General features: G+C 53.1%; 14 protein-coding genes. 7 read left to right on the top strand and 7 right to left on the bottom strand.

Features of this window, described 5'->3' with window-relative positions; genetic code table 11:
* Positions 1-29 precede the first annotated feature (29 nt).
* From nfi to O6944_08865, 6 genes are all read right to left on the bottom strand, one after another.
* A complete protein-coding gene (nfi, locus tag O6944_08840) occupies positions 30-707 on the bottom strand; it encodes a deoxyribonuclease V (GenBank protein MCZ6719238.1) in 678 nt (225 codons plus the stop codon).
* 105 nt (positions 708-812) lie between these two features.
* Positions 813-1,562, bottom strand: coding sequence for a creatininase family protein (locus tag O6944_08845; protein ID MCZ6719239.1), 750 nt, complete (start codon positions 1,560-1,562; stop codon positions 813-815).
* Positions 1,543-2,307: a twitching motility protein PilT gene (locus O6944_08850; protein ID MCZ6719240.1), complete on the bottom strand. Its 765-nt coding sequence runs from the start codon at positions 2,305-2,307 to the stop codon at positions 1,543-1,545. The genes O6944_08845 and O6944_08850 overlap by 20 nt, the downstream gene beginning before the upstream one ends.
* A 546-nt stretch (positions 2,308-2,853) precedes the next feature.
* Entirely contained in the window at positions 2,854-3,522 is a 669-nt protein-coding gene (locus O6944_08855) for a DNA-3-methyladenine glycosylase I (GenBank protein ID MCZ6719241.1), read from the bottom strand.
* A 58-nt stretch (positions 3,523-3,580) separates the two neighbouring features.
* Positions 3,581-4,015, bottom strand: coding sequence for a DoxX family protein (locus O6944_08860; GenBank protein MCZ6719242.1), 435 nt, complete (start codon positions 4,013-4,015; stop codon positions 3,581-3,583).
* A 107-nt stretch (positions 4,016-4,122) separates the two neighbouring features.
* Positions 4,123-4,545 carry a DoxX family protein gene (locus O6944_08865; GenBank protein MCZ6719243.1) on the bottom strand — a complete coding sequence of 141 codons (423 nt, stop codon included), beginning with the start codon at positions 4,543-4,545 and terminating at the stop codon, positions 4,123-4,125.
* Positions 4,546-4,716: 171 nt separating this feature from the next.
* On the opposite strand from O6944_08865, the gene O6944_08870 reads away from it, so the two are divergent.
* Positions 4,717-5,232 (top strand): adenine phosphoribosyltransferase, encoded by a 516-nt coding sequence (locus O6944_08870; GenBank protein MCZ6719244.1) that lies wholly within the window; start codon positions 4,717-4,719, stop codon positions 5,230-5,232.
* Between the two features lie 452 nt (positions 5,233-5,684).
* Here the strand turns inward: O6944_08870 and O6944_08875 are convergent, their stop codons facing one another.
* On the bottom strand, positions 5,685-6,452 hold the full coding sequence (locus O6944_08875) for an SDR family oxidoreductase (protein ID MCZ6719245.1): 768 nt from the start codon (positions 6,450-6,452) through the stop codon (positions 5,685-5,687).
* Between the two features lie 324 nt (positions 6,453-6,776).
* On the opposite strand from O6944_08875, the gene O6944_08880 reads away from it, so the two are divergent.
* From O6944_08880 to O6944_08905, 6 genes are all read left to right on the top strand, one after another.
* A complete protein-coding gene (locus tag O6944_08880; GenBank protein ID MCZ6719246.1) occupies positions 6,777-7,586 on the top strand; it encodes an NRDE family protein in 810 nt (269 codons plus the stop codon).
* 126 nt (positions 7,587-7,712) lie between these two features.
* Positions 7,713-8,408, top strand: a complete 696-nt coding sequence (locus tag O6944_08885; GenBank protein ID MCZ6719247.1) for an ABC transporter ATP-binding protein — start codon at positions 7,713-7,715, stop codon at positions 8,406-8,408.
* The gene (locus O6944_08890) at positions 8,405-10,960 is read left to right on the top strand and encodes an FtsX-like permease family protein (GenBank protein ID MCZ6719248.1); all 2,556 of its coding nucleotides are present in this window, start codon (positions 8,405-8,407) and stop codon (positions 10,958-10,960) included. Before O6944_08885 ends, O6944_08890 begins: the two co-directional genes overlap by 4 nt.
* 6 nt (positions 10,961-10,966) lie before the next feature.
* Positions 10,967-12,154 (top strand): carotenoid 1,2-hydratase, encoded by a 1,188-nt coding sequence (locus O6944_08895; GenBank protein MCZ6719249.1) that lies wholly within the window; start codon positions 10,967-10,969, stop codon positions 12,152-12,154.
* A 34-nt stretch (positions 12,155-12,188) separates the two neighbouring features.
* A complete protein-coding gene (locus tag O6944_08900; GenBank protein MCZ6719250.1) occupies positions 12,189-12,902 on the top strand; it encodes a rhomboid family intramembrane serine protease in 714 nt (237 codons plus the stop codon).
* A gap of 11 nt (positions 12,903-12,913) precedes the next feature.
* Positions 12,914-13,783: a glycosyltransferase gene (locus O6944_08905; GenBank protein ID MCZ6719251.1), complete on the top strand. Its 870-nt coding sequence runs from the start codon at positions 12,914-12,916 to the stop codon at positions 13,781-13,783.
* The last annotated feature ends 9 nt before the right edge of the window (positions 13,784-13,792 follow it).

Here is a 13,792-nt window from a genome sequence, read left to right on the forward strand (position 1 = left end):
CCGGGATGTCTGCGGGTAGTCCCCTGCCTTTAGTGCCCCTTTTTCGGCGCCCCCGACGCTAGCCGGTGAGCCCAACGCGTAGTTTCCGGCAGTCTATAGCGCCCGGTGCAGGTCATAACAAAGTCGATCGCGGAGTCCAGACCCACTCGATGGCCGATTGATACATAGACAGGTCTCACATTGGCACGCGTCCTCACCACGGCGCCGATGACTTCATCCTTGTCACGCAGGGGCTGCCATGCGCCCCGTTTATTCGACACGGCGTCGTGGTAACCGACCAACAGCGTCTTCGCAACGCCAATACTGGCAATTCCGGTCAACACCCCAAGATGGCAAGCCAGACCAAAGCGACGTGGATGGGCATATCCCTGCCCATCGCAAAGTATGAGCGTCGGTAACTGCTCTATTCCTTCCATCGCCTCAAGTACGGCCGGAATCTCTCGAAACGAGAGCAATCCAGGCACATAGGGAAAGGTGGTGGGTCGGCGTCTCACGACACATTCGTGCAGTTCAAGCATTGGATATGTGAGCACGGCGATAGCCGCTCGGGTAATGCGACCACTCGCCTCATATCCAACATCCACGCCGGCCACAAAGCGCACCGGATCCAGTCTGTCTTCCTTGATAACCTCGCCTCTAAGCTGTTCCTGGATGGATTTTGCTTCGCGGGGCGTGACGTCCCAGCTGTGACGTGATGGAATGTCCACCGTCACGTGATCAAACCTGTCAGGAAGACCACACCCACCGAGAGGACATTAGCCTTCACATCACGATGCTCATCTGCAAGATACGCTTCCTAGGCGCCACAGCACTCAAGGTGGGCTGTCGGCACCGCCTACGGCTTTCATCAGATCGCTAAGAATTGCCTTAACCAGGATCTCGCCTTTCTCTCGAGTCGCAAGCGTCGGATCACCGTACACGCCACTTGGCGAATAATTCGGTCCTTTCGGATCCGTGCGATTTAATGGGCCACTGGTCATCTCAAATATGCATGTCTCAGCCTTTTCCATATGTACCAGGTGCGGCGCGATGGCCAGCATGATCGAGGTCTCAAGCTCATCCGCATGGCTGCCACAGGGCTGGGCTGTGATTCGCTGAGCCGCTTCGCGGAAATCGGGCCCATCGTAGATGTTAACAAGCGTAATGCCTCGGCCCGTACCAATCTGCTCTATGGCTGCGTTCAATGGCCCGATCGTACTAATGCCGGTATTCAAGACGACGATGGCGCGCGCGCCAGCTCGCGAAATGCCATTCAAAATCTCGCAAATACTGGACTTGAACGTGTCATAGGAGACACTGCAGCTACCCGGGTAGTCGACAAACGCTGGATAATGCCCGTATCCCACGGGTGGCCAGACGACAACATATGCAGCATTTGAAAGCTCATCCGCAAACCAATCTGCCTGCAGGCGATCGGTGTTCATCGGCAGATGGCGTCCATGCTGTTTACATGCCGCACCGACCGGTAACACCGCCGTTGCACCTGCATCGAGGTGGCTTTGCACCACCGGCCACGTGACGTCCTCCAGCTTTATGCCCCGCTCACTGCTGCGGCAAACCATCGTCGGCCTGTCTCTCAAGTGCGCCAATCAGCTGTTGCATGCGTCGATAGTGTGAGCCCTTCCAATACACCCGGTCACAGCCCGTGCAGACCCAAAAATGCTCATAGTATTCATTGGTCTTCGGCGGTAATCGATGGACAACGGTATCTTTTCCCACAGGCGTGAGCGTCTCATTGCAACACATGCACCGCGTAAACGGTGCGATTAACCCATACAAGTCAAGCCGGGACAACACTTGTTCCAATTGTTGCCGGGGCTTATTAGCCCGCACGTAACACCCGTGCGTGATCACCCGCTGCATGAGCAAGTCGCGATCCCGCGTCAACACGATCCGGTGCTCAGCAACCGCGATCTGGGCGACGTCCCTGTCGCTGTAATTGTTTTCATAGCGCGTGTCGAAGCCCAGCATGCGCAGCTTCTTTGCCAAGGCCCCAAGATGCGAATCGGCGATAAACCGAGGCTCGCGCAGGGTGTCTTTTCGAACCCGCAGCACGGGTCCCACATCAAGCGACTCAAACTGCGGATAGACGCTAATAAAATCGCCCTCCTTGACCGTGTAGGTGAAATCCACAGACTCGCCGTTAGCGAGCACGATTTCCACCTCGGTATGGGGCACACCGAGTGCCTCGATGGCGTGCTTAACGGTGGCGCGCTCGGCGCAACAGTAGACAAACCGGCACTTTCTCCTTTCAACAGGAAGAAAGTCGTTCAGTTCTTCGTAGAAGCGAAACTCTGCAACGGCCATCGCTTTTGAAGCGAACAATGTATTACATTACGGGAGGTTATACTATATATTTAGTAAAACACATTAATGAAATAATTGTGCCCTTAAGCACGGCGCGTCTAAGGGCACCCGCCTCAAATAGCCGCCCGCAGCGCCTTAGGGGACAGGTTCGGCCTAGCCTACCTGGAAATCCGCATCTTGCGGCCGCCCGCCTGGCAGCAAGCCCCACATTCAGCAAGCGAGGCCACCTTATATATAGGAGATGTCAACTTGAGCCTAATGCTAGCCGAGTCGACGCCAAGCAACGCCAAGGCCCATCTAACCAAGATCTTTACCCTGGGCGGGCGCTGACCCTCCTGAATTCCTCTTTAAAAATAATAAGCTGCGGATGGAACTTCATACTAGGTATTAGATAAGGCCAAAAACCAAGCAAAATGACTCCTTATCTATAGCGATGACAGATCGCGTGAGACCGCTCCTCCCGGACCTTTATGCAAAACCCAAGCCCCCTCTCTATATATAGGGTGTCCAACGCAGCGTTCGACGAGGCTGACAGCCCCAGCGCAATTAACCCACCGATAACGCCAGGATTCGGCTCAGCTGGCATAGCGGTCGATTAGCCTCGCGGGCCCAGTGGTTGAAGGCCGTCTGGACCGTACTCTGGTCCGCTTTGCGCTTTGGTTCGCCGTCGAAAGCCCGCCATCGATTGAGTGCACGCACCACGTCTTTTGTGAGTATGAAGGTATCCTTCCCCACCATCCGCAGGAAATACGGCGCCGAATTCCCGCCCAGCTGTAAGCAGCGCTTGGCGAGATCCGCCCACAGATCAACGATCCGCTCAGTGGGCCAGTTAGCCAAATAAGTGCCAAAATTCCCTTTCTCCGCCGCTATTTCATGTATCACAGTGGCATTGGCCCGTACCGACTTGATTTTGCCCCAGTGTCGGATCAGCCTCTTATCACTTAATAGAGCCTCCAGTGCTTCGTCGCTCATCTGCTGCACGCGCCCAGGTTCAAAATCAAAGAAAACAGCCTCGAACGCAGGCCATCTCGCGTCCACCATGCTGTGCTTGAGGCCTGCGCGGAAGATGCGTTGCGACATGATGGACAGATAACGATCGTCGCCCATCGACCGCAACGCATCGCCCGACTTAGGCTGAGGCAGCTGGGCCTCAAGCGCATCAGGGCCGCCCGCTTGGAACTCAGCCTCCTCAAGAATGGCAGCAAACGGCCTCATGGCGAATTAGCCGAATATCTCGAACATCACCCAACCCGTCCTGGCTAACGGCCCATTATCATATTCTCGTCAGCGATGCCGACTCATCACCGCTGCCTAGGCTGTACCGGCCGGATCCTGCCGCCATGATATAGAGCATGCCCCCCATGATTGCGAGATTCTTCAGGAAACTGTGCATCTGGTGAGTATACTCAGCACCCTCAAACGTCCAGAAGGCGTGAAAGACCAGGGTTACGGGGATAATGAACAGAAAGATCGCGAGCGCCCCCCGCCGCGCATGCCAGCCGAGTGCTATCAGTAGCCCCCCGCCGAGCTCGATCATAATCGTGGCAACGAGCAGCAGGTTTACCATCGGTAATCCCTTGCTCGCCATGAATTTCACCGTGCCGTCGAAGCCCGCAATCTTTTCTAATCCCGCAATGATAAAGATACTCGCAAGCAATAGCCGGCCGACGAGCGGTCCATACCGTTTCATAAACCCAACAAGATTCATCTGTTCCTCCTTAATTCACGGATCGTTTCTGCCACAGACACTCACTGCACTTGCCTTGCTATGGGAGATCAAAACGGCACTGCGCCGTAATGGAGGCGGGATCGCCACTAGGGGCCAGCCGGCACCGCACCGCTGCCACTGTAGGGGCCTGAGCCCATTACGATGACATACAGCATCCCCCCCATAATGGCGAGATTTTTCATAAAATGATTCAGTTGGTTCTGCATCTCCTGACCTTCCACTGTCCAGAAGTCATGAAATATCAAGGTTACCGGAATAATAAACAGAAAAATGGCCAGGGCTGCCCAACGGGCGTTCCAAGCGAGCGCGATCATCAGACCACCCCCCAGTTCGATGACGATCGTTGCCACGAGCAAGACCTCAACCATAGGTAGGCCGGCACTCTCCATGTACGCTACCGTCCCGCCGAAATTCAAGAGCTTATTCATGCCGGCAACGATAAAAATTGCCGCGAGCAAGATGCGCCCAACTATAGGTCCATATCGTTGCACTAATTCATTTACCTTCATGAGTCATCTCCTAAAACGGTGTATCAAGTAGGATCTTCGATTGATCCGTCGCGCCCATTGGGCTTTTGTGGAAAATCAAAGAAGGCTTCCGCATCATGGGCCTTTCCGAGTGTCACGTTGGCTTCATAGCAGTTATTATTCCGAATTAAGTTTGCTACAGGAGATCTAACATTGGAACGCCTGAAAGCCAAGATTCGGGATATCCCGGATTTTCCAAAACCCGGCATTGTATTCAGAGACATCTCACCACTTGTCAGAGATGCAGCCACATTAAGACTAGCTGTACACCAATTGCTTCATCCATTTCTCGGGGAACGGCTGACAGTCGTAGTCGGCATTGAAGCGCGTGGTTTTATCTTCGGGAGCTTGATTGCCTGGGAACTCGGGATTGGTTTCGTTCCCATGCGAAAACCGGGGAAACTCCCATTCGACGTGCACCGGGTCTCTTATGATCTGGAATATGGATCTGCTGCCTTGGAAGTGCATATCGACGCGCTCACTGATCAGGATCGGGTACTGCTCGTGGATGATCTGATTGCCACCGGGGGCACAGCCGCTGCAAGTTGTGAACTCATTGAAAAAATGGGCGCTGAGGTCGCAGGCTGCGCCTTTGTGATGGAACTCGATGACCTTAAGGGGCGACAAAAACTGGAAAAACACCGCGTACACTCGCTTGTCCATTACTGAAACGATAAAACACGTATTTATGTATCTAAATACTTAGGATGGCGAAAAAGTTTGTCCGAATTACCCATCGTTCAAGTGGAACCCCGCTTGCAGAGGGACCGCTTGGGTGAGGCATCACGCCCTTTGAGGGCAACCTCTATATCGGCCGAAAGTACCTGTTAACAAAGGGTTTAAAACCCAACTTCGTACCAGGCTTTTGCCCTTACAAATTCTTTTATCTCTGGTTGGATCTCGCGCTTGAGAATGGACAAAAAGTCAAAAATCTTGGCTGGCTCTACTGGCTACCGAACCCGCTATTCCCGTTTATCTGGTACCGGGTTGCTGTACCGCGCGAACACCCTGAACTATTAGTTGAGGAATATTTAAAAGGCTCTTCCGAAGGCTAAGGACGGCAATCGCCCATGGGTTTCGTTCTTTTGGGGTCAATGAGGCGCTCCCATGCACTCTACGACCTACAACACCTGGCCGCCGTTGATTCGAATGGTCTGACCTGTAACAAACGATGCCTCGTCTGAAGCAAGATACAGTGCAGCGCCAGCGACGTCCTCGGGCCGGCCAAACCGTCTCATCGGCGTGCTCTCTAAAACGGCCTTGTACGCATCTTCCGTCATTCCATCTTGTGCGAAGGCGGTCTCTATCCATCCAGGCGCAAGCTCATTGACCCGTACCTCAGGCGCGTATGACCGGGCAAGGCACTTAGTAAATCCTAAGATGCCCCCTTTTGCTGCAGCGAATATCGCTGGATTTCGTCCTTTCATGCCCTGTAGCACTGCATCCCACGACATGTTTAGGATTACGCCGCTTCCAGCCCGCTTCATCAAAGGCGCCGCGCGCCAGCAACACAGTATGGTGCCACGCAGATCAACTGCGATCAGTTGATCTAGCTTATCTATATCGGAAAGCTTCGCGCCAGCGCCGGTCAAGATATCGGCTCCAGCGACATTCGCCCAGATGTCAATCTTCCCCAACGCTTCGAGCGCGGTCTCAAAAAGGCGATCAATATCATCAGCCTTTGAGACGTCAGCTTGCACTGCCACGGCGCGCCCCCCGTCCACCTCAATTTCGCGTACCACCTCTGAAGCCATTGCCTTCGAACGCTTGTAGTTAACCACGACATGGGCGCCATGACTCGCAAATAATTGCGCAATAGCGCGTCCTATCCCCCTACTGGCACCGGTAATGACCGCAGTCTTGTCTTTAAGCCGCTCGTTATTCTTCATCGCCATGACCCAGCGTGTTCTGCCGTTTCTTATCCAATAGCCTTGACCATCTTCAAATTGTCAGCGTATCCGGTTTCAATGAGGTGCGTAAAAAATTTATCCGCGTGCACACGAGAGGACCACGCCCTGCGTACGACAAAACACTCAAGGCCCGCTAGAATCCAAACATACCTCTCCGTTAATACTCCGAATTTCCATTATTTGTCATGCATTCGATGCCTATAGTCTCGAAATCAGACGCCATGGTATGCTGATGCAGTCAATGTGCCAACAATCCAACACGACCGATTATCCTTCAACTGAACGTCATTCGATAGACATAACATGTGCCTGATCCTATTTTCAAATAAGGAACATCCTGTCTACAGTCTCGTTCTCGGAGCTAATCGAGACGAATTCTACGAGCGTCCAACTGCACCCGCTAGTTTCTGGACAGATGCCCCAAATATGCTGGCTGGTAGAGATCTGCGCCATGGCGGTACTTGGCTCGGAATTCATCGTAATGGCCGATTCGCAGCGGTGAGCAATTATCGTGATCCATCATCCGATAGACTCCAGGCGCTGTCCCGTGGAATCGTTGTACGCGATTTCCTTCTTGGTTTCGCTGAGCCCTTAGCGTATCTTCAACAGCTTTCGCGCAAGCGGAATCAATACAACTATTTTAACCTGATTTTAGGTAAGGCATCCGATATCTGGTATTACTGCAATCGAAATGATGAAGTTCGATCCCTATCATCAGGTCTTTATGGGATGAGTAACCATCTATTGAACACACCCTGGTTAAAGGTCGAAGAAGGAAAGGCGGCGTTACACCAGTTAATATCAAAGGAAAAGAATATTCATCCTGAACGAATTTTGGATATACTCGCTGACCGTTCAATAGCAAACGACTATCGCTTGCCGGATACAGGTGTTAGTCTTGATATGGAACGGATGCTCTCAGCACGGTTCATCAGTAGTGCGCATTACGGTACACGTTCGTCAACAGTTCTGTTGATAGATAAACAGGGAAACGTAACGTTTACCGAACGCTCCTTTGATACACAATCCAATGAATCGAAAACGCTACGGTATCGTTTTACTATCACGGCAAGCTCGCAGACAGAACCGTTATCAACGGTTACCGCAACATGAACGGAGTTGTGCCTGTACACTTAATATTATTTATCAAGATCCAGGCTAACAATGTGGCAAAGCTCTAGCATGTACGGTTGGGGCTAGCCATCACCACTTTAACTACCAGACTTCATTAATCCAAGTATGACAGAACGCCCGCTCATAGAACTGCGGAACCTGACCAAGATCTATCAGGAAGGAAAACGTGAGCATGCTGTCTTTCGCGATGTCAATACAGAATTCAACAAAGGCGCCCTAATTGTCCTGCTCGGTAGGAGTGGTTCGGGGAAATCCACATTGCTTAATCTAATAAGTGGCATTGACGAGCCGACTGCGGGCGATGTCATTATTAATTCTACTCAGATTACCCAGTTGTCGGAACAGGAACGCACATTATTCAGGCGCCGCCACATCGGATTTATCTTTCAGTTTTTTAATCTCATCCCCACACTCACGGTTGAGGAAAATCTACTCCTGCCGATAGAGTTGAACAACCGTATGGACTCAGAGATGCGTGACAAGGCACTAGGTCTGCTTGAAGAAGTTAGCCTCGGTGACCGTGCCACGAGTTTCCCGGAGGGGCTGTCGGGCGGCGAGCAGCAGCGCGTCGCGATTGCTCGCGCACTGGTACACGATCCACTTTTAATTCTTGCCGACGAGCCAACTGGGAACCTGGATTTGGAAACTGGGCGCGACGTTCTGGATCTCCTTGACCGGCTAACAAGACAGACCGGAAAAACCATGATCATGGGCACCCATAGTAAGGAGGTCGTCGGCATAGCCGATCGGATCTTGAATATCCGTAACGGCCAGCTTGTAGAGGACAACGCAAAATCGTGAACAGGATCCTCTGGCGGGCCAGTCGGCGCTACCTGATCTCTCACCCCTGGCAACCAGGTTTGGCCGCCCTTGGCGTCGCCCTTGGCGTTGCCGTGGTAGTGGCGATCAATCTTGCTGAGGCCAGCGCAAAGCGCGCCTTTACCCTGTCCACCGAAATGGTCATCGGCAAGGCGACCCACCAAATCATCGGTGGGCCGGCAGGCGTTGACGAAGCACTCTACGTACAACTCAGACGAAATGAAGGCATCCAACCGGCGGCGCCGGTCGTAGAGGGCTACGTCTACGTTCCTGGTGATCCAGGACGCACGTTAAAACTGCTGGGCGTGGATCCTTTTGAGGAGCCCCCATTTCGGCCATATTGGCAACATTTTGGGCGAGGTTCAGAAATTGATGTGGCGAGGTTGGTTACACAGCCCAACACCGCATTGCTGGGGACAGCCACAGCCCGCGAGATAGGCCTCAAACCGGGTGACACCTTGAAGTTACGGATTGGTGCAGAGCCCGCCGCTGTTCAGATTATTAGTTTCATCACATCGGGCAACGGTGCGCCCAATGCCGGCTTGGACGACCTTCTTATTACCGACATTTCAACCGCACAGGCACTCCTTCGAATCCCGGGTCGACTCAGCCGCGTTGACCTGATCCTACCAACGGGCCGCCAAGGTAACGCCACTGTAAAGAAGCTTCGTGCAATGTTACCACCTGACCTGGAGTTGGTTTCTACTGGCATACGCACGCAGGCTGTCCAGCAGATGACGCACGCCTTTCAAACGAATCTCACGGCACTCAGCCTACTGGCACTGTTCGTCGGCATGTTCCTAATCTACAACACCATGACATTCGTCGTGATTCAACGTCGCGAACTCATCGGCAATCTGCGTGCACTCGGAGTAATGCGCAGAGAAATTTTTCAACTTATTCTGGTTGAAGCCCTTTTCATTGGGCTTGTTGGCACACTATGTGGCTTATTACTTGGGATCGTGCTTAGCCATGGACTTTTACGACTGGTCACACAGACAATAAACGACCTCTACTTTGTTATTACGGTACGGCAGCTCGCCGTGCCTCCGTTTACACTCGCCGCAGCTGTACTATTAGGTCTCGGCGTCACCGCGCTCGCCGCATGGGTGCCTGCCTACGAGGCGGCTAGCGTTCCACCCAGAGTGGCAATGAACCGGTCTCTGATTGAGACCAAGGTGCGGCATCTAGTGAAACATAGTGCCTTGAGTGGTTTGTTGGTGGTGGCGTTTGGCACGGCGGCCCTGTTGCTCCCGAGCCAGAGTCTTGCGCTTGGATTCGCTGGGCTCTTTGCTTTGCTACTCGGTGCGACCCTGTTGAGCCCCGCGGCTACCGTTGGACTGGTTCGCTTGTGTCAACCCGCATTCAGTCGCGTGTTTGGACTCGTCGGTCGCCTTGCGGCGCGCTCCGTACTCGCGTCACTCTCTCGCACCGCCGTCGCAGTCGCCGCTCTGATGGTTGCCGTGTCAGTAGCCTTGAGTGTCGGCATCATGATCGCCAGTTTTCGTCTATCGGTAGCCGATTGGCTCGAGACCGTGTTGAGGGCCGATCTCTACGTTTCGCTTCCGCGTCCTGTCGCAAGCCCACCTCAAGGGAATATGCCCCCTGCCTTGGTTGAACGGATCAGTTCAGCCCCTGGTGTTGCGGATTCGAGTACGGTGCGGCGTGCACACATCGAATCAAAACACGGGATTACCGAGATCGTGGCATACAAACTATCCCCTCGTTCCTACGCTGGCTTTCGCTTTAAGGACGGAGATGCCGACGTAATCTGGCCCGCCTTTGAAGATCAGGAAGCCGTCCTTATCTCCGAACCCTATTCCTACCATCATGGTCTGGGTGTTGATTCAATTCTGCGGCTAAGGACGGACAAGGGTGAGCGAGGCTTCCGCATTGCCGGTGTTTACTACGACTATGGCTCAGATCAGGGCGTTGTCGCGATGAGCCATCGCACCTACGAACTTTATTGGAGCGATCAAAATGTTTCCGGAATTGGAATCTATCTGAATCCAGGGACCACACTAAGCGATATGAAGGACGTCCTGCACCGCGTCGCAGGCCCGCACCAAGAACTCCAGATCGTGTCAAGCCGAAAGATCAGGGAGGCCTCCTTGGAAATCTTTGACCGGACCTTCGCAATCACCGAGGTGCTCCGATTTCTTACAGCACTGATTGCTTTCGTTGCCGTCTTCAGCGCGCTGATGTCCCTACAGTTAGAGCGCACCCGTGAATTTGGCGTGCTGCGTGCGATTGGCCTCACGCCGCCACAACTTTGGGGTTTAATTCTCTCGCAGACGGGGCTAATGGGGCTGGTCGCAGGGCTGCTAGCCCTTCCAGTAGGCATTGTCCTCGCACTTGCCCTGATCTTCGTTATCAATCAGCGCTCATTCGGCTGGACCATGGACGTCTATGTCAGCTCCGGTATTCTTGTGCAGAGCATGGTGATGGCGCTTGCAGCGGCAATACTGGCGGGCATCTATCCCGCTTTCAAGATGGCGCGGGCACGGCCAGCAGAAATGCTACGGCAGGAATAACGCGCTATGCCCCATAAACACAGCCTTGTATCGATAAGTATCAGCGCACTCACCTGTGCAGCACTCATCGCTGGATTGGCATATGGTCTATGGTTGTTGAGCAATAATGAACCAGCACGTGACACCTACACAATCAACGAGGCCCTGGACGGCCAAAACACATCAGGATTCTTCCAGGCCACCCGCCCCCGCCAATTTGCGTTCCCAACCGATCATGGCCCCCACGAAGGCTACCGCACAGAGTGGTGGTATTTTACCGGTAACGTGATTACGTCTGAGGGGCGACCGTTTGGTTTCGAGCTGACGTTCTTCAGGGTGGCACTGACACCAACAAAGACAGTCGACGACTCCGCTTGGCGAACTAATCAGCTCTACATGGCGCATTTTGCTTTAACCGACGTCGACGGCAAGCAATTCTACGCCTTTGAGCGATTTAGTCGCAGCGCCCTTGGTCTTGCCGGTGCACAAGCTCAACCCGTTCACATATGGCTTGAAGACTGGTTTGTTCGCTCAAGCGAGACACAAGGCTTTCCAGTAAACTTAAGTGCCGCAGATGGCGACGTTGCAATCGAACTCAGACTGGACCAAGGCAAACCAGTCGTTTTGCATGGCCAGCGCGGATTCAGTCAAAAGAATGCCAAACCGGGAAATGCCTCGTATTACTATTCGCTAACCCGAATGCCCACACGCGGAAGGGTGCGCATCGGTTCTGAAACGTTCGAGGTGGTGGGCGCAAGCTGGATGGACCGTGAGTGGAGCACAAGTGCCCTTGGCGCCGATCAGATTGGCTGGGACTGGTTTGCACTGCAACTCTCCGATGGGCACGAGATCATGTTTTATCGGCTGAGACGGAATGATGGTAGCACCGACCCTTACAGTGCCGGAACGTTAGTCACCCCCAGTGGCACAGCCCTTCATTTGACGCATGATGCAGTGCAGATCAAGATCCTTGACTATTGGCAAAGTCCTCGCGATGGTATCCGTTACCCGGCACGCTGGCGCTTCACGATACCGATCGAAAAACTGGAATTAGAAATCCGACCCGTGCTAGCTGAGCAGGAACTGAATCTTTCAGTTCGCTACTGGGAAGGCGCGGTGGAGTTTGGGGGTACCCATGGCGATGATCCAATACACGGCCGAGGCTATGTGGAACTGACCGGGTACAGCCGTCGCCAGGGCCCCAGAAATCAATAGAATGCATCAGGACTAGAATTTAAAGGCGTCCAATGTGATCCCGCTGCATGACGACAATCCAACCAGCATCCCGCCGATTGTTACCGTAAGCCTCATTGGAACCTCCATCCTCATCTTCCTGTGGCAAGTTGCGCTTGGCCCTGATGGTTTTCAACGCATTGTTCTCAGTCTAGGATTAATTCCCAGCGTTTTATTCGACGAGGCCAAGTTACCCGGCGAGCTTGCACTGGTCCCGCCTGAAGTGACGGTTATTAGCTCCATGTTTCTCCACGGAGGCTGGATGCACTTGCTTGGAAATATGCTGTACCTGTGGATATTTGGTAACAATGTGGAAGACGCGATGGGACATAGCCGCTTTCTGGCCTTTTATTTCCTCTGTGGTATCGTCGCAGCATTAGGCCAGGCAATGGGAAACCCAACGTCGACCATCCCGATGATTGGGGCGAGCGGTGCCATTTCTGGCGTCCTCGGCGCATATCTTTTATTGTATCCCCACGCCCGAATCCTGGTTTTGGTCCCCATAGGCATCCTATTAACAACAGTCTCTATGCGCGCATTCTGGGTGCTCGTGTTCTGGTTCGTTCTACAACTACTCTATTCAGCGATGAGCGACTCTGATGCCGGTGGCGTCGCATGGTTCGCCCATATCAGCGGCTTCATTGCAGGTATGGCTTTCATCCCGCTGTTTAAATACCGAAAGGTGCACCTATTTAATCCTCCGCATCGAAACCCGCAAAGCTACCAGTAACGATGCTGCCTATGTTGACGAGCATCTCAGTCATCATCCCGACACATAATCGAGCGAGACTTCTGCGGCGTGCCTTGGACTCTGTCTATAAGCAGACACGCCTGCCGAACGAAGTAATTGTAGTCGATGACGGTTCTACGGACGGAACGGCAAGATGCGTGCATGAATGCAATCCGAAAATCCGTTACCTACGACAAGACAGGAAAGGCGTTAGCGCAGCTCGCAACCTGGGAATTCAACAATCGTTGGGAAAATGGTTAGCATTTCTTGATTCCGATGACGAATGGCTGCCAAGAAAACTCGAAAGGCAACTTGCTGGACTTACGGATCCCCCACAACATCGAATCATTCACACAGATGAAATCTGGATCCGCCATGGCCGGCGGGTAAATCCGATGCACAAACATCGTAAGTACGGAGGCCAGGTCTTTAAGCACTGTCTGCGACTTTGCATCATCTCGCCTTCGTCGGTGATGATCCACCGCTCCATCTTTGACCAGATCGGATTATTTGACGAATCCCTGCCAGTTTGTGAAGACTACGATCTCTGGCTTCGGATAACCGCCGAATTGCCCGTCCTATATATCGATGAACCTCTGACCATCAAGTACGGAGGACATGTGGACCAGCTGTCCCGGAAATACTGGGGAATGGATCGCTTCCGAATCCGGGCACTGGACAACATTATCAAATCCAATCACCTGCGTCCGGATGATAGGCGCGCAGCGATCGACATGCTCGATGATAAAATTCAGATTTACCTAAACGGTGCACGGAAAAGGAGTAAGGTGAAAGAAATCGCTGAATTTCAGGCGATCCGAAGCCGGTACTTGACCGAAGATACAACGAATAAAAGGCCATTGATGTCCATACTTGCTTGATAGGTAAAA

The organism is Gammaproteobacteria bacterium (assembly GCA_027296625.1).
GTDB lineage: Bacteria > Pseudomonadota > Gammaproteobacteria > JAKEHO01 > JAKEHO01 > JAKEHO01.